This is a genomic window from Citrobacter sp. B72, from assembly GCF_016894305.1.
In the GTDB taxonomy this organism is placed as follows: domain Bacteria; phylum Pseudomonadota; class Gammaproteobacteria; order Enterobacterales; family Enterobacteriaceae; genus Citrobacter; species Citrobacter portucalensis.
Genome location: NZ_CP069801.1, coordinates 3,206,499 through 3,232,005, shown reverse-complemented (window position 1 = coordinate 3,232,005; position 25,507 = coordinate 3,206,499). Strand labels below are relative to the sequence as shown.

General features: G+C 52.6%; 21 protein-coding genes. 12 read left to right on the top strand and 9 right to left on the bottom strand.

Features of this window, described 5'->3' with window-relative positions:
* Positions 1-265: 265 nt before the first annotated feature.
* On the bottom strand, positions 266-394 hold the full coding sequence (mntS, locus tag JQN59_RS15460; protein WP_003831584.1) for a manganase accumulation protein MntS: 129 nt from the start codon (positions 392-394) through the stop codon (positions 266-268).
* Positions 395-580: 186 nt separating this feature from the next.
* Here mntS and mntR point away from each other — a divergent pair, with 186 nt between their 5' ends.
* Positions 581-1,054: a manganese-binding transcriptional regulator MntR gene (gene mntR, locus JQN59_RS15455; RefSeq protein WP_003831586.1), complete on the top strand. Its 474-nt coding sequence runs from the start codon at positions 581-583 to the stop codon at positions 1,052-1,054.
* A complete protein-coding gene (locus JQN59_RS15450) occupies positions 1,051-2,160 on the top strand; it encodes an anion transporter (protein ID WP_032942779.1) in 1,110 nt (369 codons plus the stop codon). The genes mntR and JQN59_RS15450 overlap by 4 nt, the downstream gene beginning before the upstream one ends.
* A gap of 94 nt (positions 2,161-2,254) precedes the next feature.
* On the opposite strand, the gene ldtB is transcribed toward JQN59_RS15450, so the two are convergent.
* The gene (ldtB, locus tag JQN59_RS15445) at positions 2,255-3,175 is read right to left on the bottom strand and encodes a L,D-transpeptidase (RefSeq protein WP_008784213.1); all 921 of its coding nucleotides are present in this window, start codon (positions 3,173-3,175) and stop codon (positions 2,255-2,257) included.
* 232 nt (positions 3,176-3,407) lie between these two features.
* On the opposite strand from ldtB, the gene JQN59_RS15440 reads away from it, so the two are divergent.
* Entirely contained in the window at positions 3,408-5,000 is a 1,593-nt protein-coding gene (locus JQN59_RS15440) for an ABC-F family ATPase (protein WP_008784214.1), read from the top strand.
* 78 nt (positions 5,001-5,078) lie between these two features.
* On the opposite strand, the gene JQN59_RS15435 is transcribed toward JQN59_RS15440, so the two are convergent.
* The 4 genes from JQN59_RS15435 to JQN59_RS15420 all read right to left on the bottom strand — a co-directional run bounded on the left by JQN59_RS15435 (position 5,079) and on the right by JQN59_RS15420 (position 10,871).
* Positions 5,079-6,341: a DUF1479 domain-containing protein gene (locus JQN59_RS15435; RefSeq protein ID WP_048214606.1), complete on the bottom strand. Its 1,263-nt coding sequence runs from the start codon at positions 6,339-6,341 to the stop codon at positions 5,079-5,081.
* A gap of 152 nt (positions 6,342-6,493) precedes the next feature.
* Positions 6,494-7,309, bottom strand: a complete 816-nt coding sequence (locus JQN59_RS15430; RefSeq protein ID WP_032942782.1) for a Cof-type HAD-IIB family hydrolase — start codon at positions 7,307-7,309, stop codon at positions 6,494-6,496.
* A 224-nt stretch (positions 7,310-7,533) separates the two neighbouring features.
* Complete coding sequence (locus JQN59_RS15425) at positions 7,534-9,966, bottom strand: glycyl radical protein (protein ID WP_149607131.1); 2,433 nt, start codon at positions 9,964-9,966, stop codon at positions 7,534-7,536.
* Between the two features lie 5 nt (positions 9,967-9,971).
* Positions 9,972-10,871, bottom strand: a complete 900-nt coding sequence (locus JQN59_RS15420) for a glycyl-radical enzyme activating protein (protein ID WP_079934654.1) — start codon at positions 10,869-10,871, stop codon at positions 9,972-9,974.
* A gap of 132 nt (positions 10,872-11,003) precedes the next feature.
* Between JQN59_RS15420 and fsa the strand changes: the two genes are divergently transcribed.
* Positions 11,004-11,666, top strand: a complete 663-nt coding sequence (fsa, locus tag JQN59_RS15415; protein ID WP_048235765.1) for a fructose-6-phosphate aldolase — start codon at positions 11,004-11,006, stop codon at positions 11,664-11,666.
* Positions 11,667-11,752: 86 nt separating this feature from the next.
* Here the strand turns inward: fsa and moeB are convergent, their stop codons facing one another.
* On the bottom strand, positions 11,753-12,502 hold the full coding sequence (gene moeB, locus JQN59_RS15410; protein WP_048225992.1) for a molybdopterin-synthase adenylyltransferase MoeB: 750 nt from the start codon (positions 12,500-12,502) through the stop codon (positions 11,753-11,755).
* The gene (gene moeA / locus JQN59_RS15405) at positions 12,502-13,737 is read right to left on the bottom strand and encodes a molybdopterin molybdotransferase MoeA (protein ID WP_149607132.1); all 1,236 of its coding nucleotides are present in this window, start codon (positions 13,735-13,737) and stop codon (positions 12,502-12,504) included. The genes moeB and moeA overlap by 1 nt, the downstream gene beginning before the upstream one ends.
* A 174-nt stretch (positions 13,738-13,911) precedes the next feature.
* Here moeA and JQN59_RS15400 point away from each other — a divergent pair, with 174 nt between their 5' ends.
* From JQN59_RS15400 to gsiD, 6 genes are all read left to right on the top strand, one after another.
* Positions 13,912-14,700, top strand: coding sequence for an aminoglycoside adenylyltransferase family protein (locus JQN59_RS15400; RefSeq protein ID WP_149607133.1), 789 nt, complete (start codon positions 13,912-13,914; stop codon positions 14,698-14,700).
* Between the two features lie 191 nt (positions 14,701-14,891).
* Entirely contained in the window at positions 14,892-15,857 is a 966-nt protein-coding gene (gene iaaA / locus JQN59_RS15395) for a beta-aspartyl-peptidase (RefSeq protein WP_149607134.1), read from the top strand.
* The gene (gene gsiA / locus JQN59_RS15390) at positions 15,844-17,715 is read left to right on the top strand and encodes a glutathione ABC transporter ATP-binding protein GsiA (RefSeq protein WP_079934655.1); all 1,872 of its coding nucleotides are present in this window, start codon (positions 15,844-15,846) and stop codon (positions 17,713-17,715) included. Before iaaA ends, gsiA begins: the two co-directional genes overlap by 14 nt.
* Positions 17,716-17,743: 28 nt before the next feature.
* A complete protein-coding gene (gene gsiB / locus JQN59_RS15385; protein ID WP_060682494.1) occupies positions 17,744-19,282 on the top strand; it encodes a glutathione ABC transporter substrate-binding protein GsiB in 1,539 nt (512 codons plus the stop codon).
* 46 nt (positions 19,283-19,328) lie between these two features.
* The gene (gene gsiC, locus JQN59_RS15380) at positions 19,329-20,249 is read left to right on the top strand and encodes a glutathione ABC transporter permease GsiC (protein WP_032942797.1); all 921 of its coding nucleotides are present in this window, start codon (positions 19,329-19,331) and stop codon (positions 20,247-20,249) included.
* A gap of 2 nt (positions 20,250-20,251) precedes the next feature.
* Positions 20,252-21,163, top strand: coding sequence for a glutathione ABC transporter permease GsiD (gene gsiD / locus JQN59_RS15375; RefSeq protein WP_032942798.1), 912 nt, complete (start codon positions 20,252-20,254; stop codon positions 21,161-21,163).
* A gap of 92 nt (positions 21,164-21,255) precedes the next feature.
* Here gsiD and rimO read toward each other — a convergent pair whose 3' ends face one another.
* A complete protein-coding gene (gene rimO / locus JQN59_RS15370) occupies positions 21,256-22,563 on the bottom strand; it encodes a 30S ribosomal protein S12 methylthiotransferase RimO (protein WP_003831616.1) in 1,308 nt (435 codons plus the stop codon).
* A 231-nt stretch (positions 22,564-22,794) separates the two neighbouring features.
* On the opposite strand from rimO, the gene JQN59_RS15365 reads away from it, so the two are divergent.
* Together JQN59_RS15365 and glgP are read left to right on the top strand one after the other, a co-directional pair.
* A complete protein-coding gene (locus tag JQN59_RS15365) occupies positions 22,795-22,980 on the top strand; it encodes a glycine cleavage system protein T (RefSeq protein ID WP_223240755.1) in 186 nt (61 codons plus the stop codon).
* 51 nt (positions 22,981-23,031) lie between these two features.
* Positions 23,032-25,482 (top strand): glycogen phosphorylase, encoded by a 2,451-nt coding sequence (gene glgP, locus JQN59_RS15360; RefSeq protein ID WP_149607135.1) that lies wholly within the window; start codon positions 23,032-23,034, stop codon positions 25,480-25,482.
* The last annotated feature ends 25 nt before the right edge of the window (positions 25,483-25,507 follow it).

Here is a 25,507-nt window from a genome sequence, read left to right as displayed (position 1 = left end):
ACAAAAACGCCATGTGCTTACCCTGGCGCTAAGGGTCATTGCCTGCCTGAGAGAGCGAGAAGAGGGATAGGGTCCGCATCCGCGAGCCGCAATATACGCAGGGCTGCGAAAAGATAGAGTGTGCGCAAGAGAAGGTCAACTACTACAAAGAAATTGTTTTGCGAGGGACGTGGCAAAACTGACAAAAAGAAGGGTTATTGAGACGAAAACCACCACCGTACCCGAATGACGGCAGGAAAATGAAGCGGCGTACCGCGACGCCGCATTATTTTTCTGAAGGTTTATCCTGCTCTGGTTTGCTGTTAATCATGTCACACAGCATAGAGATCAGCATTAACCGTACTTTAAAGGGAGAGTGGCTAAACACGCGTATACACCTCTTAAATTCATTCATGTAAACCTCCTGACTTCACGATCCCATCAGTCCTTGAGGGATGTCTTTATTATATACAGATATAGCACAGGCTATATTATATAGCTATTGCTAAAACGTTAATTTTTTGTGCCCACGCAACTCTGGTTTACAATGAGCGCTCTCTAATCAGATGCCGTTAACGCGTCACAGTAACGAGGAAGCAGAATGAGTCGTCGCGCAGGTATGCCAACAACAAAAAAAGTGACGCAATTGGTGAATGTCGAAGAACACGTTGAAGGATTTCGTCAGGTCCGGGAGGCGCATCGCCGCGAGCTGATTGATGACTACGTAGAGCTGATTTCCGATCTCATTATTGAGGTAGGTGAAGCGCGCCAGGTGGATATGGCAGCGCGACTTGGGGTTTCCCAGCCGACGGTTGCTAAAATGCTTAAGCGCCTTGCTTCAGTCGGATTGATTGAAATGATCCCGTGGCGTGGGGTGTTCTTAACTGCAGAAGGTGAACGACTGGCCCAGGAGAGCCGGGAACGTCATCAGATTGTGGAAAATTTCCTGTTGATGTTAGGCATCAGCCCGGAAATTGCCCGTCGCGACGCGGAGGGGATGGAGCATCACGTCAGTAAGGAAACGCTGGAGGCTTTTAGCCGGTTTACGCAACAGCAAGGAACTGGCTCTGAATGAGTTTTCCTTTATTACGAGCCTTACAGCGCGATCGTTTTTTCCAGCTGTTAATCATCGTTGGGGTTGTACTGAGTCTGTTTACGCCATTTACGCCCCGGTCCTGGCCAGGGGCGATTGACTGGCACACGATAATCACGCTTAGCGGCCTGATGTTACTGACTAAAGGCGTGGAGCTAAGCGGTTATTTCGATGTGTTAGGTCGCAAGATGACCCGCCGCTTCAAAACAGAGCGCCAGCTGGCGATATTTATGGTGCTGGCGGCGGCGTTGTTGTCGACGTTTCTGACCAACGACGTTGCATTGTTTATTGTTGTTCCGCTGACCATCACCCTGAAAAAATTATGTGCCATTCCGGTGAATCGCCTGATTATCTTTGAGGCGCTGGCGGTAAACGCCGGATCGTTGCTCACGCCAATAGGTAATCCGCAAAACATTCTGATGTGGGGACGCTCAGGCTTATCGTTTACCGCGTTTACCTGGCAAATGGCGCCGCTTGCGGGGGCCATGATGCTGACGCTGGTGGTGTTGTGCTGGTTCAGTTTCCCGCATAAAGCGTTGCACTATCATACCGGTACGCGCGCGTCTGACTGGCAACCACGCCTGGTATGGAGCTGTCTGGCGCTGTATATCATCTTCCTGGCGGCGCTGGAGTTAAAGCAAGAGCTGTGGGGGCTGGCTATTGTGGCGGCAGGGTTCATGGTACTGGCGCGTCGCGTGATCCTCAGCGTGGACTGGACGTTGCTGTTAGTATTTATGGCGATGTTCATTGATGTGCATTTGCTGACGCAGCTCCCGGCCTTGCAGGGGATTTCCCACCAGATTGGCACGCTCTCAGCACCGGGACTTTGGTTAACGGCTATTGGCCTGTCGCAGTTTATCAGTAATGTGCCCAGTACGATTTTGCTGCTGAACTATGTCCCGCCGACGCTGCTGCTGGCCTGGGCGGTTAATGTGGGCGGCTTTGGTCTGTTGCCGGGATCGCTGGCGAATCTCATTGCGTTACGGATGGCAAACGACCGACGGATCTGGTGGCGTTTTCATTGGTATTCGGTACCGATGCTGATATGGGCGGCGCTGGTGGGGTATGGTTTGCTGCTGTTGATGTAATTGATGTGATGTGCCGGATGGCGGCTGGCGCCTAATCCGGCCTACTGCGTTGGTAGGCCCGATAAGCGTAGCGCCATCGGGCATATATAGCAGATTAGTTCAAACGAACCGGCATACCTGAACGGTTCTGTACCGCCTGCTCAACGACGGCTTGATCGACGTCAGACTGGCCGGTGATGCTGGTAATGCTCTTGGTCAGGGTAATCGGTACGATTTCTCCGCCTTCGAACTGTGCTTCAGTCGTAGACAGTGGGTTATGTACTTCGATGTAACGGCTGCCGTCTGGTTCGGTAGTGGCTTTTACCGGCTCATCAATAAACTGTACACGGGTGCCGACTGGCACATTTTCAAACAGGAATTTGATGTCGTCGTTACGCAGACGCACGCAACCGTGGCTGACGCGTAAGCCTACGCCGAAGTTAGCATTGGTGCCGTGGATGGCATACAGGCGACCGATATACAGCGCGTACAGTCCCATCGGGTTATCCGGACCTGCCGGAACAACGGCTGGCAGCGGCTCGCCCGCAGCGCGGTATTCCGCATGCATTTTCGCCGTTGGCGTCCAGGTTGGGCCCGCTTTTTTACGTTCTACTTTGGTTGTCCAGTTGATTGGCGTGTCTTTGCCCAGCTGGCCGATACCGATCGGCAGAACAATTACGGTGTTGGTGCCTTTCGGGTAGTAGTACAGACGCATTTCAGCGCTGTTGATAACAATACCTTCATGCACGGTATCCGGCAGGATCAACTGCTGAGGAATGTTCAGCACGGTGCCGCCTTTCGGCAGGAAGGTATCCACGCCCGGGTTGGCTTCCAGCATGTTAGACAGACCCATCTGATACTCTGCCGCAAAATACTCCAGCGGTTGGGTGTTGCCTTCAGGAATAGTAATGACCTGGTTTTGGCCAATCAAACGGCTACCATCAGTCGGCAGCGGGTACGTGACGGCTGAAGCGGTATTACAAAAACCAACTATTGCGAGTGCCGCCGCGAAAAGCGTTGTTAATTTCATATTCATATTCATGTATGCGAGATTCAGTGCCAGGCAGGCTAGTGGGTTGAGATTTATGTAGTGTTGGGCACGCATTATATGTGCAATCTGAGCAACAAGGAATTCGGATGTGTACTAAATCACATTTTTTTCCTTTTGGTTTCACTTTTTCCCTTCCGCATGAAGACGCGATCTTCTTGCAGACTTATGGCATAATAAGCGGTTTGTCACATATTTCTTTCTCTTTCAGGATACGCCAGTGTTAGTTTCCAGCAACGTCACCATGCAGTTCGGCAGTAAGCCGCTGTTTGAAAATATTTCCGTCAAATTTGGCGGCGGCAACCGTTACGGCCTGATTGGCGCGAACGGTAGCGGTAAATCCACTTTTATGAAAATTCTCGGCGGCGATCTCGAACCGACGCTGGGCAACGTTTCCCTCGATCCTAACGAGCGTATTGGTAAGCTGCGCCAGGATCAGTTCGCCTTTGAAGAGTTCACCGTGCTTGACACCGTGATCATGGGTCACGCTGAACTGTGGGAAGTGAAGCAGGAGCGCGATCGCATTTACGCTCTGGCCGAGATGAGCGAAGAAGACGGCTATAAAGTTGCTGACCTCGAAGTTCAGTATGGCGAAATGGACGGCTACTCTGCGGAAGCGCGTGCGGGTGAACTGCTGCTGGGCGTAGGTATTCCGGTAGAACAGCATTACGGCCCGATGAGCGAAGTCGCACCCGGCTGGAAGCTGCGTGTGCTTCTGGCGCAGGCGCTGTTCTCTAACCCGGACATTCTCCTGCTCGACGAACCAACGAACAACCTGGATATCGACACCATCCGTTGGCTGGAGCAGACGCTGAACGAGCGTGACAGCACCATGATCATCATTTCACACGACCGTCACTTCCTGAACATGGTCTGTACGCACATGGCGGATCTGGACTACGGCGAACTGCGGGTTTATCCGGGTAACTACGACGAATACATGACGGCGGCAACCCAGGCGCGTGAACGTCTGCTGGCCGATAACGCCAAGAAGAAAGCACAGATTGCCGATCTGCAATCCTTCGTCAGCCGCTTTAGCGCCAACGCGTCTAAATCTCGACAGGCGACTTCTCGTGCGCGTCAGATTGATAAGATTAAGCTCGACGAAGTGAAAGCGTCCAGCCGTCAGAACCCGTTCATCCGCTTCGAACAGGATAAGAAACTGTTCCGTAACGCGCTGGAAGTGGAAGCGCTGGCGAAAGGTTTTGATGAAGGCCCGCTGTTTAAAAACTTCAACCTGCTGCTGGAAGTAGGGGAGAAGGTTGCCATCATTGGTGCCAACGGCGTGGGTAAATCCACCATGCTGAAAACGTTGGTTGGCGACTTACAGCCGGACAACGGTACCGTTAAGTGGTCTGAAAACGCCCAGGTCGGTTACTACGCGCAGGATCATGAATACGAGTTCGAAAACGATCTGACTGTTTTCGAATGGATGAGTCAGTGGAAGCAGGAAGGCGATGATGAGCAGGTAGTACGCAGCTTCCTTGGTCGTCTGCTGTTCAGCCAGGACGATATCAAGAAACCTGCAAAAGTGCTCTCCGGTGGTGAAAAAGGACGCATGCTGTTCGGTAAGCTGATGATGCAGAAACCGAATATCCTGGTTATGGATGAACCGACCAACCACCTGGATATGGAATCTATCGAGTCGCTGAACATGGCGCTGGAAATGTACCAGGGCACGCTGATCTTCGTTTCTCATGACCGTGAGTTCGTCAGCTCGCTGGCAACCCGCGTGATTGAAATTACGCCGGAACGCGTAATCGACTTCACCGGTAACTACGAAGATTACCTGCGTAGTAAAGGCGTCGAATAAGTCTCCCGTCGTTCTCGTGTTACAGGTGTGATGGTTGCACCTGTAACACGAGATACTTAGGGATAAGGGGATATAAAATTAAACAATCCCCAGCGCGCGTTTACCGTGGATATTCAAATCCTCCAGCGTGAAGCGTCCTTCCCAGTTAGTTTCATAATCCTCCCGTGGAAAATCACCCGGTGATGCACCTTTTTCCAGCGCGGCCTTCACTTTGTGGGCGTAGGCCAGATTCTTTTCGCACATCGGTGCGGCAGGAATGTACATCACGTTACCCCAACCCTGCTGATTTTCCACCGGTGCGACGGAGTGAATCACATCACAATGCCACCAGACGGAGTCTCCGGCGTCCAGTTGTGGAATGCTGGTTAACGCTTCAATCAGCAGAGGATGCCATTGCGTGGAAATCGGCAGCACCCGGCCGGGCGCGACGCCGCAAAGTTCATCTTCCGGCACATCGTCAAGCAATGGGCGTAACAGCACATACGCCATCGCTTCAGGGATCGGGACCACATGCAACAATCCCTGACCTGGCAGCATATCGGACAGTGCAGTCCAGCCCTGGAAGGTACGGAATACCGAACATTTGGTGGTGTTATCCACCGTGTACTCTTCTACCTCAGTGCGATGCGCCGCCTGCCACGGATCGTAATCTTCCAGCTTGCCATTGAAAACATGAGCAAAGACCTGCTGATATGCCGGAAGAAGCCAGCGTTCCAGCGCGCCGGAATCCGTATGCGCGCCCAGCCCTTTGGACGTGGTTCCCGGGGGGCGACGGCGAATACGGTCAGGGTAAATAACGCTGATATCCGGGTTAAACCATTGTTTACATTCGCTTGTAAAGGTCCACAAACGATTGAGGAACGACTGTGCATTGGCCATTTCTTCACTCTGGCGGGCCTGCATCTGCGCCTGGGACCAGTAGATGGGGTAGATTTCAGGCCGTGATGCGCTCAGAGTACCGAAGAAATTATCGCCGGGTCCTTTATAGACGTCGTCAAAGTGGTTGCGGTCCAGATAGTCCAGCATTGAGCTGTCCCATCCGAGAGCCTGTTCGCGAGGGAAATGACCTTTAATGACTGCGCATCCGCGACGCTTAATTTCTTCACGCTGCTCTGCACTTACGTGGCCTGCTTTGATATCTGCATAAGATATCACTGGCCACACCGGGGCACCTTGCGCTTTGAGGGCGTTGATTTCCGCCACCCGGGTGGCGATAGCATCGCTCAACTGATTGAAGATTAACTGAACATCCCCAAGCTGTGCCCGCAGTTGCTGTTTCATCTGCCGGATTGCCGCTTTGTGATCGGCAGGCAGCGTGTCGCTGGTAAAAGTAAAAGCCATATCCACCTCGCATTAACTTTCATTCGAAACTTAACTAACTTACAGATGATAATATAAGTTAAAATTTAGTTAACGCAAGTTTAAAGCTTGATGGAGTGAGCAAAATAGAAAAAGAGTGAAAACCGGGATGAGGGATACCCCGGTTGGCAGGATTAGACGTTAAAAGGGGAGGTGTTATCCAGCACAGCCTGAATTACGTTCAGCGCGCCCTGATGGTTATTGTCGTCGGTCTGATAGCGAGCAATCGCTTTGATATTCTCTGCCGCGTTGGCCATGGCGAAAGAGTAGTGCGCCATTTTCAGCATTTCCGCGTCGTTTCCGCTATCGCCAATGGCGACTACGTTTTGCGGTGACAGGTTCCAGCGTTTAAGCAGGCGGCTGATCCCGTTGGCTTTATGTAGACCCGGAATGATCAGATCGATAAACCCGAAGCCGCTGGTGACGGGCTTCATAATGCCGTCCAGCGCAGCATGCAGGTGATCGATAACCAATGGGATTTGTTGGTCCGGTAAATTTAGCGAGAACTTGAACAGCACATCATCGATATCCTGATAATCCTTTACGGGTTTCAGGCGATGGTAGTGTTTTGACATCAATGCGACAAAGGACTCCGGCGCATTTTCGCTAACGTAAGCGCTTTGCAGCCCACAAGCCACAAAGTTGAGCTGCTTATCTTTTAGTAGTTCACCAATGACAATACGGGATTCGTGGCGGGTAAGCTCGCCGTGAAACAGCTGTTTGCCATGTTCAAAGACCAAAGCCCCGTTCTCAGCGACAAAAGAAATTTCCTCTTTGAGCTCCGGGAAAAAGGAGATCAGCTGGTAATACTGGTTACCGCTGGCCACGACAAATTCGATATTTCGTTTTTTCAGTTCCAGATACTGCGCCATAAAACGTGCACGATCGTATTTCTTGGCGTCGTCGAGAAAAGTTCCGTCCATATCGGTGACGATAACTTTGATGGTCATAAAGATAGGCTCCTGGCGATTACTGCAACCAGAAACATTCTAATAACAATGTGACCTGTAGCACAAATTTAATTTCGAATGAAAGTAAAAAGCCGGATGGTAGCTTTGCCTTACCCGGCTACGGGGAGAGTCGTTGTAGGCCGGATAAGCGTCAGCGTATCCGGCAATGGGGAGGGTGGCGTGCCGGATGGCGGTGTGGAATCTCATCCGGCCGACAATATTGTTTACAGCATATGTTCAGTACGCGCGATGATGTCGTCTTGCGCATCCGGAGAAAGCGCAGTGAAAAAGGCGGAATAACCTGCTACACGGACCACCAGGTCACGATATTGATCCGGGTGTTTTTTGGCTTCCAGCAGCGTTTCACGGGAGACAATGTTGTACTGAATATGCCAGCCTTTGTGCTCTTCGAAGAAGGTACGCAGCAGGATCATCAGCTTTTGCTTATCGGATTCATTTTCCAGCGTGGCCGGGTTGAGCTTCTGATTTAACAGCACGCCGCCGAGAATCGAACCGGTCGGCAGTTTACCCACCGAACCAATTACCGCCGTTGGGCCGAGATGGTCCGTACCGGAGGCCGGGCTTGCGCCTTCTGCCAGCGGAGTGTGTGCTTTACGGCCATCCGGCGTTGCCATCGTTGCTGCGCCAAACGGCACGTTTGCCGAAATAGATGAGGTCCCGGCGTAGTAATTGCCGCCAACCGGGCCACGTCCGTAACGCGGATTATGATACTGTTTCAGTTCATCGATATAGGTCTGATAAGCGCGGGCCAGCAGCGTATCAACGCTATCGTCATCGTTGCCATATTTCGGCGCGCCGTTGATCAGTCGTTGGCGTAACTGCTCATGGGTCAGACCGTCAAAATCATCGGCCAGCGCGGCGGCCAGTTGTTGTTGACCAATAGCGCCCTGTTCAAAGACCAGTTTCTTCACTGCTGCCAGGCTATTACCGAGGTTGGCAATACCCACCTGCAAACCCGATACCCAGTCATACTTCGCGCCGCCTTGCTTAATGCTTTTCGCCCGTTCAATGCAGTCGTCTACCAGCGCGGAACACAGAATATCGTGCACGTTCTCTTCCAGCATGGTGTCGACGACATACTCAATTTCTATGGATTTACGCGTGTAGTAGCGGATTTGCGTATCCCAGGCATCCATCACTTCGTCGAAATTGTTGAAGTTACCAGCCGAGAGCGCTTTTTCCTGTGGCAGAAAGACTTTGCCACTGGTGGCATCACGCCCACCTTCCAGTGCCGCCAGCATCACGCGGGCAAAGTTAATAAAGCTCATGCCGGTGCAACGGTAGCCCCATTTGCCGCCAACGGCGGTTTCGATACACCCAATGGCCGCATAGTCATAGGCATCCTGCGGTTCAATGCCCAACTTAATGAATTCCGCTATGACGATTTCATCGTTGTTAAAGGCTGGCATCCCGAAACCGCAGCGGATCACCTGCACGCAGGCATCAAGGAAGTCATTACTCATCCCCGCGTGATAACGCACGCTCAGGTTTGGCTGCGTAGAACGCAGACGGCCACAGGACTCCAGAATCGCGTAGGAGAGCGGGTTGACGGCATCCATCGGCTGGCCGTTGACCAGGTTTTGACCACCAATGGTCACGTTCTGATACAGCGGACTGCCCGCCGAGGCTTTCGAATGGGAGCCGGAACGGATTTTGTTCACTTCCAGCAGTTTCAGCCAGCAGCTGTGCAACAGTTCAATGGCGTGCTCGCGATCCAGCGACTGATTCAGCTCCACATCACGACGGTAGAAAGGATAGAGATACTGATCCATGCGACCAAACGACACTGAATGGCCGTTCGACTCAATTTGCAGGATCAACTGGATGAAGTAGCACAACTGCAGCGCCTGCCAGAACGTTTTAGGCGGTTCATGAGCAATCACATCACAGTTTTCCGCCATGGTCAGCAGTTCCTCGCGACGGCTGGCGCGGGTCTCCGTAGATGCCATTTTGCGTGCCAGCGCGGCAAAGCGCTCAATGTGAAGACTGACGGCTTCCAGCACGATATCAATCGCTTTCAGGAACTGATCGCCATGGAGGTCTTCCAGACATGTCAGATTGATGCGGGAGCGACGTTCATCGACTTTGTGACGCAGGCCGTCGAGACCTTTTTCCAGCAGCAGCGGGAAGTTTACCGCCAGGTGTGCGTCGCCGGAGGTCATGTTACCTTCGGCTTTGATAATGCCGGTTTCCAGCAGCCCTTTCTGCTCATCAGTGAACATCCCGTAGCAGCGATCCTGCACGGTCTGACCACGCCACCATGGGCACACCTCATGCAATACACGTTTGTTCTCTTCGCTTACCGCAAAGCCTGCGCCCGGTCTGTCGGCGAGGTCGTCGATCTCTTTTTCAATCCAGGAGACGGTGTATTCCGGGAAAATAGGCGCGGCACGCACTTCGCTTGCCTGGTTACCAATGATCAGTTCGTCATGTTTGATCCAGATGGTGCGTTCCGCCAGATGATGAGCTAGTGCCAGTGCACGACGTACCGGGATAGGCTTATCCAGGTGTTGCTGATACATCTCGGTATAGTGCTGGGCGCGCTCGGTACAAACCGGTGGTTTCACGATGTGGATCAGGGCCGTTTTATGCGCTTTGATACGGTCGCTGAGTGTGTCCAGTTTCAGAGTGGTCATGGCGATTATCCTCGTAGGGTCGCGGTTAAACCTTTAAGGCTGGCGTACTGCTGGGCAAATTCGAGCAGTGCTGGCGCATCAAGCGGTTTATCCGGTGCGTTGTAGGGTTGACTGAGTAAGTGGTATTTGTTGATGCCAAGGGTGTGGTAGGGCAAAAAATGGATCTCACCGACGTGAAGCTCATCGGCGGCAAAATCGGTAATGGCCTGAATAGCGGCTTCGTCTGCGTTGAATCCCTGAATCAGCGGTACGCGGATAATCATTTTTTTACCGGCGGCAGCCAGTTTTTTTAGATTTTCCAGTACGCGAGAGGCACGCCCATCGGTCCATTGTTTAAACGGCGCATCCGCCACGTGTTTTAGATCGGCGAGAAACAAATCGACGTCAGCTAATGATGGTTCAATATACTTCCACGGGACATGCAGACAGGTTTCCACCGCGGTATGAATGCCTGCGTCGTGGCTGGCTTTGAGCAAAGCAGCTGCCAGCTCTGGCTGCATAAACGGTTCACCGCCGGACAGGGTGAGGCCTCCGCCACTGCGGTCGTAAAACGGTTTATCTCGCAATACGGTCGCCATGATATCGTCCACGCTTTTTACCTCTCCGCAGACGGTTAACGCCTGAGTCGGACAGCAGTCGGTCAGTACGGTGAGAGCGTCATCGGTCAGTTTTTCGCGATGAATAAGTAATCCGCCCAGCGCCCGTTCAATCACCGCGGGTGCAGCCTGAGCACAGAGATCGCAACCGTCGAGGCACAAACGCGCGTCATAAAGCAGGTCCTGCGTGCGGGCGCGGCTTTCCGGATTCTGGCACCACCGACAGCCCAGGGAGCATCCCTTAAGGAACACCACCGTACGAATACCGGGACCATCATGCGTGGAGTAGCGCTGGATATTAAAAATCATAAGCGACCTCTCTTCTTTCGTATAAAGATTAAATTACTTTCGAATGAAAGTTATATTGACGTGCGTCAACTAACAGTGAGGTTTCGCCGTGCTACCTTTTATTCATGCTAATTATTCGTTTGAGGAAAGGTTATGGAACTCTATTTAGATACGTCTGATGTTGATGCGGTAAAAGCTCTGGCGCGTATTTTTCCGTTGGCAGGGGTGACCACTAACCCGAGCATTGTGGCGGCAGGGAACCAGACGCTGGAAGTACTACTGCCGCAACTGCAGGAAGCGATGGGGGGACAAGGCCGTCTGTTTGCTCAGGTGATGGCGACGACCGCCGAAGGGATGGTCAGCGATGCGCGTAAACTGCGGACAATCATTGCGGATATCGTGGTCAAAGTACCAGTGACGGCAGAAGGTCTGGCGGCGATTAAGCTTCTAAAAGAAGAAGGGATCCCGACGCTGGGTACCGCGGTATACGGTGCTGCTCAAGGGTTATTGGCTGCTCTGGCGGGTGCGGAATACGTTGCGCCTTACGTTAACCGCGTGGATGCGCAAGGAGGGGATGGCATTCAGACGGTGACCGACCTGCAGACGTTACTGAAAATGCATGCCCCGCACGCCAAAGTACTGGCGGCCAGTTTTAAAACACCGCGTCAGGCGCTGGATTGTCTGCTGGCGGGCTGCGAGTCCATCACGCTACCGCTGGACGTTGCTCAGCAGATGATTAGCTCTCCGGCGGTTGATGCTGCCGTCGCGAAGTTTGAGCACGACTGGCAGAGCGCATTCGGTCGCACGTCGATCTGATGCTGTTGCCGGGTGGTGCTAACGCTTACCCGGCCTACGTTCGAGCCGTTGTAGGTCGGGTAAGGCGAAGCCGTCACCCGACTTTTTTACCGACTACAAACCTCACATCCCGGGTTGCGCATCAGCTTCATTTCGCGAAACTGGCAGGTCATGGCATCGTACATGACGATTTTTCCGGATGCCGGTTTACCGTAGTTTGCCAGTAGCTTAATGGCTTCCATCGCCTGTAACGATCCGATCACGCCGATCAGCGGGGCCATCACTCCGGCTTCTACGCAGGTCAGGGCATTTTCACCGAACAGACGACTCAGGCAACGGTAGCAGGGCTCACCGTCCTGGTAGGTAAATACGGTAATTTGTCCTTCCATGCGAATAGCTGCACCGGAAACCAGCGGGACTCTGGCGGCAAAACATCCGGCATTCAGCTGATTGCGGATGCTGACGTTATCCGTACAGTCCAGCACCAAATCGTGTTCGGTAATAAGCGCGTGAATCTCGCTATCGTCAAGCAGCGCATTCACCGGCGTAATGGCGATATAAGGGTTAATCCGCGCTAGCGCGTCACGGGCGGATAGCACTTTGGGTTGCCCGACTGTTGCATCGCTGTGCAGCGTCTGGCGTTGGAGGTTTGACACGGAGACCGTGTCAAAGTCGAGCAGGGTTAAATGCCCGACGCCAGCGCCCGCAAGGTACTGGGTTGCTGCGCATCCCAGTCCCCCCAGACCAACGACCAGTACCCGCGCATCTTTGAGCGCTTCCTGACCTTCGAAATCGAAGCCGCGCAGAATGATTTGCCGGTTATAGCGCATCATCTCCTGGTCGCTGAGTTCTGCCATTACAGGCCTCCAAACAGTGCGTTAAACGGCTCTACCTCAACCCATTCTCCGGCCTCAACGTTACCGCGATCGCGCTCCAGCACGATAAAGCAGTTGCCCTGGCTAAAGGAGCTAAAAATATGCGAGCCCTGGTGTCCGGTGGTGGTGACTTCCAGTTCGCCTTCCGCGGTACGCTGCAATACACCACGTTGAAAATCCAGACGCCCTGGCGTTTTCTTCAGGCGTGAGGCGGTGCGCACGCGCTGGCGCGGAGGTAACCCACAGGCGGTGTTTCCGCTGAGTTTAGCCAGCAGCGGTTGCACCAGTTGATAAAAGGTGAGGGCCGCAGAAACCGGATTACCCGGCAGGCCGCAAAACCAGCTGTTGCTCAGTTTACCAAACGCGAACGGTTTACCGGGTTTGATGGCCAGCTTCCAGAAGGCAATTTCTCCCAGCTCTTCCAGAATGGTTTTGGTGTAATCCGCTTCGCCTACCGAAACGCCACCAGAGCTGATGACGACATCGGCCTGGCTGTCGGCTTCGATAAACGCGGCCCGCAGCGCGTTGGGATCGTCGCGAATAATTCCTAAGTTGATCACTTCGCAGCCCAGTTGCTGCAGCATCAGGTGAACGGTCAGACGGTTTGTATCATAAATCTGCCCGTCGCCCAGCGGTTGACCCGGCAGTTGCAGCTCATCACCGGTGGAAAACAACGCCACGCGAACTTTGCGAACGACCGGTACTTCGGCAATGCCGAGCGAGGCCAGAACCGGAAGCTCGGCGGTTGTCAGACGAGTTCCGGTGGGGAATACCACCGCGCCGTTTGCGATATCTTCACCGCGCAGACGAATATTTTGTCCGCTGCGGACGTCGGCGGTAAAACGCACACCGTCGTCAGTTTGTTCCGTTTGCTCCTGCATCACCACCGCTTCACAACCGGCAGGCACCGGGGCACCGGTCATAATGCGGATGCAGGTTCCCGCAGGCCACTCGCCGTGGAATGGTTGACCAGCAAAGGCTTTGCCAGCCACCGCAAGAGGCTGGTCTGATTGTAAATCGGCTAATCGCACCGCATAGCCATCCATTGCCGAGTTATCGAATCCCGGCACATTAATCGGGGAGATGACGTCGGTGGCCAGAATGCGGCCAAAGCATTGAACCAACGGCAGCGTTTCGACGGCGGTGAGTGGGGTAATACGCGAAAGCATCTGAGAGAGAGCCGTTTCAAGCGGCATCAGTCCGGCGGTAAATTCCATGAGAAGACTCCTGCGGGGCAAAATCGAATCCGCTCATTATGTCAGAAAATGGACGCAGACAGTATGCTACCTCAGGCTTAGGATCCGATCTGAGACAGGTTTTCTGCCAGAGAATAGCACTACAGGAAAAATGCAGTATAGACTCATTATTTCTGCTTTTTTCCAGGAGGCTAAATGGCTGCGACTATCCCGAATTCAATTCGACAACAGGTGAATGCCGCCAGTGCACTGATTGCGCGGATTATCGAGGGCGACCTGGTTGCTGTTCATTTGTATGGCTCTGCTGTTGAAGGTGGCTTAAAGCCCCAAAGCGATATCGATTTACTGGTTACCATTAGGCAGCCACTGAATACCCGGCAAATAAAAGATCTGATGCAGGGGTTTCTGGAAATATCAGCACCGCCTGGCAGCGTTGATAGCTATCGGGCGCTGGAAGTGACCATCGTGGTCTATTCACAACTTGTGCCGTGGCAATTCCCACCGTCAAGAGAAATGCAATTTGGCGAATGGTTGCGTGACGATATTCGCGCGGGAATTATTGAGCCGAGACAGGTGGATCCTGATCTTTCCATCCTGCTGACCCAGGCCCGGCGCGTCAGCGTAGCGTTGTTCGGTGAACCCGCTGAGACGTTATTCAACGTCATCCCTTTTAGCGATGTCTTGCAAACGTTTCGGCATATCCTTGATATGTGGCAGAAACCGGGCGATTTAGAGGGTGACGAGCGAAATATCATCCTTACTCTGGCGCGTATTTGGTACAGCGTAGTTACGGGCAATATTGTCGCTAAAGATGAAGCCGCTTCCTGGCTTATACCGCAATTACCCGATGAGTATGCTGATACGCTGCAAGCCGCACGTGCGGAATACCTGGGGTTAACCAAAAAGAACTGGGCTGCGTCTATGCCATCTGTTGAACGCTTTGTGTTTTATGCAAAAAAACAGATTGCCGATCGGCTTGAATAATATATTCAACGATGTTGGAAGATACTCTTTCTGTTTAACTCATCTAAATAACCTGATGGGATGGGGCGTGAGGTACGGGCCTTTACCTTTACATGACGTCTGCATCTTTCTATATTCAAAAATCGAATCAATAAGTCACAGAAATTCTGATATTTATAACCCCGGTACCTGCCACCTAATGGACGAAAAAAATGGGTAAAGCAGTCATTGCAATTCACGGCGGCGCAGGGGCTATCACCCGTTCGCAGCTGAGTCAGGAGCAAGAGTTGCGTTATATTCAGGCGCTGTCGGATATCGTTGAAACCGGTCAGCGGATGCTTGAGGACGGTCGTAACGCACTGGATGTCGTTACCGAAGCCGTGCGCCTGCTGGAAGAGTGTCCGTTGTTTAATGCCGGAATTGGCGCGGTGTATACCCGTGATGAAACCCATGAACTGGATGCCTGCGTGATGGACGGTAACACGCTGAATGCGGGAGCCGTCGCCGGAGTCAGCCATTTACGCAATCCGATTCTCGCGGCGCGCCTGGTAATGGAATACAGCCCACACGTCATGATGATAGGTGAAGGGGCTGAAAACTTTGCCATTGCGCAGGGTATGGAGCGCGTATCAGCGGATATTTTCTCGACGCCAGAACGCTACGCTCAACTACTGGCGGCGCGAACAGTGGGTGAAACGGTGCTGGACCATAGCGCGAGTCCGCTGGATGAAAACAACAAAATGGGTACCGTGGGGGCGGTCGCGTTAGATATGTTTGGCAATCTGGCGGCCGCAACATCGACCGGTGGAATGACCAACAAATTACCGGGGCGGGTGGGTGACAGTCCGTTGGTCGGCGCAGGCTGTTATGCCAATAACGCAAGTGTGGCAGTCTCCTGCACCGGAACCGGGGAAGTCTTTATTCGTGCGCTGGCGGCCTATGACATTGCGGCGTTGATGGACTATGGCGGCCTGAGTTTATCCGAAGCGTGTGAACGCGTAGTGATGGAAAAATTACCGGCGCTTGGCGGCAGTGGCGGTTTAATTGCTATCGATCATGAGGGCAACGTGGCCTTGCCGTTTAATAGCGAAGGCATGTACCGCGCCTGGGGATACGCAGGCGATACGCCAACCACCGGTATTTATCGGGAAAAAGGAGATAGCGTTGCCACACAGTGATGAGCTTGATGCCAGCGACGTGCTGGCAGTCAGAAATCTGAATATTGCCTTTGAACAGGAGCAGCAGCGTGTCAGCGCAGTGCGTAATCTGTCATTTCGCCTGAAGCGTGGCGAAACGCTGGCGATTGTTGGTGAGTCCGGTTCAGGAAAGTCGGTGACGGCCTTGTCGCTGATGCGTCTGATTGAACAAGCAGGCGGCGAGGTAAGCTGCGATGAAATGCTGCTGCGACGCCGCAACCGGCAGGTTATTGAGCTGGGTGAACAGAGCGCATCACAAATGCGTCACGTGCGCGGTGCGGATATCGCGATGATCTTCCAGGAGCCTATGACATCGCTCAATCCGGTGTTTACCGTGGGCGAGCAGATTGCCGAGTCTATACGCTTGCACCAGGGCGCCAGTCATGAAGAGGCGATGGTAGAAGCGAAGCGGATGCTCGATCAGGTGCGTATCCCCGAGGCGAAGGCGATTTTATCGCGTTATCCACACCAGCTTTCCGGCGGTATGCGCCAGCGGGTGATGATCGCCATGGCACTGTCGTGTCGCCCTGCGGTTTTAATTGCCGATGAGCCGACGACCGCGCTGGATGTCACCATTCAGGCGCAGATCCTGCAACTGATAAAAGTGTTGCAGCAGGATATGTCGATGGGAGTGATCTTCATTACCCACGATATGGGCGTTGTGGCGGATATTGCTGACCGCGTGCTGGTGATGTATCAGGGCGAGGCGGTAGAAACCGGCAGCGTTGAACAGATTTTTCACGCTCCCCAGCATCCCTATACCAAAGCGCTGTTGGCAGCCGTGCCGCAGCTTGGGGCGATGAACGGGCATGAGCTTCCGCGCCGTTTCCCGCTCATTTCATTGCACGATCCCAGTCATGTAGAACCGCAGACCGAGCAGGACACCGTGGTTGAAGGCGAGCCTATTCTGCGGGTACGTAATTTGGTGACGCGTTTTCCTCTGCGCAGCGGCATTCTAAATCGCGTGACTCGCGAGGTGCATGCAGTGGAAAACGTCAGCTTTGACCTGTGGCCTGGAGAAACGCTCTCACTGGTGGGGGAGTCGGGCTGCGGGAAATCCACCACCGGGCGGGCGCTGCTGCGCCTGGTTGAGTCTCAGCGTGGGGAAATCATTTTCAACGGACAGCGTATTGATACCCTTGCTGCCAGCAAGTTGCAGCCGCTGCGTCGGGATATTCAGTTTATCTTCCAGGATCCGTATGCCTCGCTCGATCCGCGCCAGACCGTGGGATATTCCATTCTGGAGCCGCTACGGGTACATGGGTTATTGCAGGGCGATGCGGGATCAAAACGGGTTGCATGGTTGTTGGAACGTGTAGGCTTGCTACCTGAGCATGCCTGGCGCTATCCGCACGAGTTTTCCGGCGGTCAGCGTCAACGTATCTGTATTGCACGGGCATTGGCGCTCAATCCCAAAGTGATTATTGCCGATGAATCTGTCTCGGCGCTGGATGTTTCAATTCGCGGGCAAATCATCAATCTGATGCTCGATCTGCAGCGAGAATTGGGTATCGCATACCTGTTTATTTCCCACGATATGGCGGTAGTGGAACGGATCAGTCATCGTGTGGCGGTAATGTATCTGGGGCAGATCGTTGAGATAGGCACCCGACGGGCGGTGTTTGAAAATCCGCAACATCCGTACACTCGCAAGCTGATGGCAGCAGTTCCGGTCGCCGATCCATCCCATCACCGTCCCCAGCGCGTGCTGTTGTCGGACGATATCCCCAGCAATATTCGTAAACGTGGCGAAGAGATTTCCCCCGTATCACTCCAGTTAGTTGGTCCGGGGCATTATGTTGCGCGTCCGCTACCAGAAAATGCGCTTTCGCGTTTATAACAGGCAGGCAGGGTTTAAGGAGAATAACATGACAAAAATTGTTGCTCGAAAATGGCTGGTTGCTGTGGGAGTGGCCTCTGCACTGGCCGCATCGCCTGGCTGGGCCGCCAAAGATGTAGTGGTGGCCGTGGGATCCAATTTCACGACGCTCGATCCCTATGACGCGAATGACACGTTGTCACAGGCGGTAGCGAAGTCGTTTTATCAGGGGCTGTTTGGTCTTGATAAAGAGATGAAACTGAAAAATGTGCTCGCGGAGAGTTATACGGTTTCTGATGATGGGCTGACCTATACCCTTAAGCTGCGCCAGGGCGTGAAGTTTCAGGATGGAACTGACTTCAATGCCGATGCGGTAAAAGCTAACCTCGATCGGGCCAGTAACCCGGAAAACCATCTGAAACGTTACAACCTGTATAAGAATATCGATAAAACCGAAGTCGTCGATCCGTCGACGGTGAAGATTACGCTGAAACAGCCGTTCTCTGCCTTTATCAATATTCTGGCGCACCCGGCAACGGCGATGATTTCTCCCGCCGCGCTGGAAAAATACGGTAAGGAGATCGGTTTCCATCCTGTAGGGACCGGGCCGTACCAGCTTGATACCTGGAATCAGACGGATTTTGTGAAGGTTAAGAAGTTCGCGGGCTACTGGCAGCAAGGGCTGCCAAAGCTGGATACGATTACCTGGCGTCCGGTGACCGACAACAACACGCGTGCGGCCATGCTGCAAACTGGGGAAGCGCAGTTTGCCTTCCCGATCCCATACGAGCAGGCGTCGCTGTTGGCGAAGAACAAAAACCTGGAACTGGTGGCCAGTCCGTCTATTATGCAGCGTTACATCAGCATGAACGTCACGCAAAAACCGTTCGACAACCCGAAGGTGCGTGAAGCGCTGAATTATGCCATCAACCGCCAGGCGCTGGTGAAAGTGGCTTTTGCTGGTTACGCGACGCCGGCAACCGGCGTTCTCCCCCCGTCGATAGCCTATGCGCAAAGCTATACGCCGTGGCCCTACGACCCGGCGAAAGCGCGCGAACTGCTGAAAGAAGCAGGTTATCCGAACGGTTTTACCACTACGCTATGGTCTTCGCATAACCACAGTACCGCGCAGAAAGTGCTGCAATTTACCCAGCAGCAGCTGGCGCAGGTGGGCATTAAGGCTCAGGTAACAGCGATGGATGCCGGCCAGCGCGCGGCGGAAGTTGAAGGGAAAGCGCAGAAAGAGAGCGGGGTACGGATGTTCTACACCGGCTGGTCGGCGTCTACGGGCGAAGCTGACTGGGCGCTGTCACCGCTGTTTGCATCACAAAACTGGCCGCCAACTTTGTTTAATACGGCGTTCTACAGCAATAAGCAGGTGGACAGTGATTTAGCGGCAGCGTTGCAAACTAACGATCCGGCGCAGAAAGCGAAGCTGTACAAAGACGCGCAGGATATTATCTGGAAAGAGTCGCCGTGGATCCCGCTGGTGGTGGAAAAACTGATTTCGGCACACAGTACCCGGTTGACCGGGTTCTGGATTATGCCGGATACCGGATTTAGTTTTGATGATGCGGATTTAAAATAAGCTATGCATTCGGCCCCTTAGCACAGGGGCCGACGAAGGGAGCCTGATGCTTAACTATGTTTTCAAGCGCCTGCTGGGGTTGATTCCAACTCTGTTGATTGTTGCGGTGCTGGTATTTTTATTTGTTCACCTGCTACCCGGCGATCCGGCCCGGCTGATTGCCGGACCGGAAGCTGACGCCGAGGTTATTGAACTGGTGCGCAAGCAGCTGGGTCTGGACCAGCCGCTGCACGTTCAGTTCTGGCATTACATGACCAATGTGTTGCAAGGCGATTTTGGCACCTCGATGGTTTCTCGTCGCCCGGTTTCTGAAGAGATAGCCAGTCGTTTTATGCCATCACTATGGCTGACTATTGCCAGTATGGCGTGGGCGGTATTGTTTGGTATGACGGCGGGGATCATTGCTGCCGTATGGCGCAATCGCTGGCCGGACAGATTAAGCATGACGCTGGCGGTCACCGGGATCTCGTTCCCGGCGTTTGCGCTTGGCATGCTGCTGATGCAGATATTCTCCGTTGAACTCGGTTGGTTGCCTACCGTGGGCGCAGACACCTGGCTTCACTACATCCTCCCGTCTATTACGCTGGGCGCGGCGGTGGCTGCGGTGTTAGCCCGATTTACTCGCGCCTCGTTTGTTGATGTGCTCAGCGAAGATTATATGCGCACCGCGCGGGCTAAAGGGGTGAGTGAAACTTGGGTAGTGTTAAAACATGGTCTGCGTAATGCGATGATCCCGGTGGTCACCATGATGGGACTACAGTTTGGCTTTTTGCTTGGTGGTTCAATCGTGGTTGAGAAGGTGTTCAATTGGCCCGGGCTTGGGCGGCTGTTGGTGGACTCCGTCGAAATGCGCGACTACCCGGTGATTCAGGCCGAGGTGCTGTTGTTTTCTCTGGAATTTATTCTTATTAACTTAGTGGTGGATGTGCTCTACGCTGCCATTAATCCGGCTATCAGGTACAAGTAAGGATGCGATTTTTTAACTGGCGCCGACAGGCGATTTTAAATGCGATGCCCCTTGTTAAGCCAGAGCAGATACGCACACCGTGGCATGAGTTCTGGCGTCGGTTCCGTCGACAGCACATGGCGATGGTCGCTGGGCTGTTTGTATTGCTCCTGATCGTGGTAGCGATTTTTGCCCGCTGGCTGACGCCATTTGATGCCGAGAATTACTTCGATTATGACCGTCTGAATGACGGGCCATCGATGCTGCACTGGTTTGGCGTTGACTCACTGGGACGGGATATCTTTAGCCGCGTGCTGGTTGGGGCGCAAATCTCGCTGGCGGCAGGGGTCTTTGCCGTATTTATTGGCGCGGCGATTGGTACGGTTCTGGGTCTGCTGGCGGGGTACTACGAAGGCTGGTGGGATCGACTGATCATGCGAATCTGCGATGTGCTGTTCGCCTTTCCGGGAATATTGCTGGCGATAGCCGTGGTCGCTGTGCTGGGCAGCGGTATTGCTAACGTGATCATTGCCGTGGCCATTTTCTCCATTCCAGCCTTCGCGCGCCTGGTGCGTGGGAATACGCTGGTGCTGAAGCAACAGACGTTTATTGAGTCTGCGCGTAGTATTGGTGCCAGCGATGCGACCATCATCTTCAACCATATTCTGCCTGGAACGGTCTCATCGATCGTGGTCTTTTTTACCATGCGAATTGGCACGTCGATCATCTCTGCCGCGAGCCTGTCATTTCTGGGATTAGGCGCACAGCCGCCGACGCCGGAGTGGGGGGCAATGCTTAATGAAGCGCGCGCTGATATGGTGATCGCACCGCACGTGGCGATTTTCCCGGCGGTAGCGATATTCCTGACTGTGCTGGCGTTTAACTTACTGGGAGATGGTCTGCGTGACGCGCTGGACCCGAAGATAAAAGGGTAAACCGTAGGCCTGATAAGACGCTTCAGCGTCGCCATCAGGCATTGCCGGATGCGGCATAAATGCCTTATCCGGCCTACGTTGGGTTACGCTAATTAAACGCGGGTGCCCCACAGATCGTATTCATCTGCGTTTTCGACCTTCACGCGGATGATATCGCCAGGTTTCACCTTGGTTTCACCATTCAGGTATACCGCGCCGTCGATTTCTGGAGCATCAGCCATGCTACGACCAATTGCGCCTTCTTCGTCAACTTCATCAACGATAACCAGAATCTCGCGGCCCACTTTCTCTTGCAAACGTTCAGCAGAGATCTGCTGCTGCAATTGCATAAAGCGGTTCCAGCGTTCTTCTTTCACCTCTTCCGGGATTTGATCCGGCAGGTCATTAGCGCCAGCGCCTTCTACCGGGCTGTATTTAAAGCAGCCCACGCGATCCAGACGCGCTTCCTTCAGGAAGTCGAGCAACATCTGGAAGTCTTCTTCCGTTTCACCCGGGAAACCAACAATGAAAGTGGATCGCAACGTCAGTTCAGGGCAGATTTCACGCCACTGCTTGATGCGCGCCAGCTGTCTGTCCACGGAGCCCGGGCGTTTCATCAGTTTAAGAATACGCGGGCTGGCATGCTGTAACGGGATGTCCAGATACGGCAGGATTTTGCCTTCCGCCATCAGCGGGATCACATCATCAACGTGCGGGTAAGGGTAGACGTAATGCAGGCGCGTCCAGATCCCCAGTTTTGATAACTGTTCGCACAGATCAACCATGCTGGTTTTGACCGGCTCGCCGTTATGGAAACCGGTACGATGCTTCACATCTACACCGTACGCTGAGGTATCCTGAGAGATTACCAGAATCTCTTTCACGCCCGCATCGACCAGACGCTTGGCTTCGCTGAGGACGTCGCCAATCGGACGGCTCACCAGATCACCGCGCATGGATGGAATAATGCAGAACGTGCAGCGGTGGTTACAGCCCTCGGAAATCTTCAGATAGGCGTAATGGCGAGGAGTCAGCTTAACGCCCTGCTCAGGAACCAGACTCTGGAACGGGTTGTGTTTTGGTTTTGGCACATAGTGGTGAACGTGCTCCAGAACCTGTTCATAGCTATGCGGCCCGGTGATTTCCAGCACCTTCGGGTGGACTTCACGGATCTGATCGACTTTCGCGCCCAGACAGCCGGTGACGATCACCTTACCGTTCTCGTTCAGCGCTTCGCCAATTGCTTCCAGGGACTCCTGAACCGCACTGTCGATAAAGCCGCAGGTATTAACGATAACCATATCCGCGTCGTCGTAGCTTGGCACAACATCATAGCCTTCGGTACGAAGTTCGGTCAGGATGCGCTCAGAATCGACGAGGTTTTTCGGACAACCTAGTGATATAAAACCAATTTTTGCCATTTTCTTATACTGTACATTGCTCGTAATCGGGGGATTATACAGATGCCTTCACGGTACATCTATATCTGATCGGCATAAGACGGAGAGAATAAAGAGCGATACCTATAAAGAGTAGATCGGTCAGTGAAAGGTGTTTAGTGAGTCTAATTCCGGCTTTAAGTGCCGCTTCTTGGCTATAGGCACTCATTATCGTAAATTTTATCTCGTCGAGCGTTACTAATGAGGTTAAATTTGAAAGATATTGTTTTGAAGTCGAAACTTGAAATGGCTAAAACTCTTTATGCTAATGGTGTGAGTTTATATTATATCTCGCTTGCCACAGGCTTAAGTTGGCGTGTATTAATGACAGAATTAACGTTTATAGCCAGTCATGAAAATATTCGACAAAAAGCTAACGCTCACGTACCCAAACTTTAAATAATTCACCTGTCTATTACCATCCTGCAAAATTTGAAAGGTAACGTTAATATGTATATTTCGCCACTTCCGGTCGTCACGGACTCTGATGTTGATAAACTTAGAGATGATATTGCTAATAAACTTTTATTCATAATTGGCAAAGATCCCGCAATCGCCACGAAACGGGAGTGGCTTAATGCGACATTATATGCGGTACGCGATCGGATGGTCGAGCGCTGGCACCGTTCTAATCGGGCGCAATTCTCTCAGGATGCGCGCCAGGTATATTATCTGTCGATGGAATTTTTAATTGGTCGTACGCTATCCAATGCATTGCTCTCTTTAGGTATTTATGACGAAGTCAGAAGCGCGCTGGAGGCAATGGGGCTTGAACTGGAAGAACTGATTGATGAAGAAAACGATCCCGGGTTAGGTAATGGTGGTCTCGGTCGTCTGGCGGCCTGCTTCCTTGATTCACTGGCGACGCTTGGGTTGCCGGGATGTGGATACGGTATTCGTTATAACTACGGTATGTTCAAACAAAATATCGTTAACGGTGTACAAAAAGAGTCGCTCGATTATTGGCTGGAATACGGTAATCCCTGGGAGTTTAAACGTCATAATACGCATTATAAAGTACGTTTTGGCGGGCGTGTTCAACAGGAGGGGAATAAAACCCGCTGGCTTGAAACCGAGGATATTCTGGCCGTGGCGCATGATCAAATTATTCCAGGTTATGCGACGGACACGACTAATACGTTGCGCTTGTGGAACGTGCAGGTGAATAGCGAAGTTAATGCGGGCAAACTGAATCAGCAGGACGACTTTGCTACTGAAGTGGAAAACAAATACCACTTCGATCGTATCTCGCGGGTTTTGTACCCGGATGATTCCACCGATGCGGGGCGTGAATTGCGTTTACGCCAGGCCTATTTCCTGGCCTCGGCGACGATTCAGGATATTCTGAGTCGTCATTATCAGTTGCACAAAACTTTCGACAATCTGGCCGATAAAATTGCGATTCACCTTAATGATACGCATCCGGTACTGGCGATCCCTGAGTTGATGCGTTTATTGATTGATCATCATCAGTTTAGTTGGGATAACGCGTTTGACGTGACTTGTCAGATTTTTTCTTATACCAACCATACGTTGATGAGTGAGGCGCTTGAGACCTGGCCAGTAGAAATGCTAAGTCGAATTTTGCCGCGCCATTTGCAGATTATTTTTGAGATTAACGATCGTTTTCTGAAGACCTTACAGGAACGTTATCGTAATGACAGCGATCTGCTAAAACGTGTGTCGTTAATTGATGAGTCCAATGGTCGTGTGGTGCGTATGGCCTGGCTGGCGGTAGTTGTCAGTCATAAGGTAAACGGCGTGTCGGCATTGCATTCAAAACTGATGACCGAATCACTGTTTGCAGATTTTGCGAATATTTTTCCCCTGCGTTTCACCAACGTAACCAATGGTGTGACTGCGCGTCGTTGGCTGGCGCTGGCGAATCCACCGCTTGCCAAAGTGCTGGACGAAAATATCGGTGACAGCTGGCGGACTAAATTAATGCAGTTGGGCGAGCTGAAGCAGTTTATAGATTATCCGTCGGTGAATGAGGCTGTGCATCGTGCGAAACGTAAAAATAAGCAGCGACTGGCGCACCATATTGCCACCCACTATGGCGTGGTGGTGAATCCTGATGCGCTGTTTGATGTGCAGGTGAAACGCATCCACGAGTACAAGCGGCAACTCATGAATGTGCTCCACGTTATTACACGCTATAACCGAATTAAAGCCGCGCCGGATGCCAACTGGGTACCGCGAGTGAATATCTTTGCCGGAAAAGCAGCCTCCTCTTATCACATGGCAAAACAAATTATTCGCTTGATTAACGATGTGGCGCAGTTAGTCAATAACGATCCGCAGATTGGCGGCAAACTGAAAGTAGTGTTTATCCCGGATTACAGCGTCAGTCTCGCTCAGCTAATTATTCCGGCAGCCGATCTGTCAGAGCAAATTTCCCTGGCCGGGACGGAAGCCTCCGGGACCAGCAATATGAAATTCGGTATGAATGGTGCGCTCACTATCGGTACGCTCGACGGTGCGAATATCGAAATGCGCGAATACGTTGGGGAAGATAACATCTTTATCTTTGGCAATACGGCGAATCAGGTTGAAACTCTGCGACGTGATGGCTATGACCCGAGGTACATCTTTGAAAAGGATGAGGAACTTCATCAGGTGCTGACGCAAATCGGTACGGGGATGTTTAGTCCGCAGGAGCCAGGGCGTTATAGGGAGGTGTTGGATTCATTGATTAACTTCGGCGACTACTATCAGGTGTTGGCAGATTACCGCAGCTATGTAGATTGTCAGGATGCGGTGGACGAGTTGTATCGTACTCCCCGGGAGTGGACGACAAAAACCATGCATAATATTGCTAACATGGGGTATTTCTCGTCGGACAGAACGGTTCAGGAATATGCTGACCATATCTGGCGCATAGCAAAAATACGCGTGTAGCCAGTATTTCTAACGCTCAGCCTCT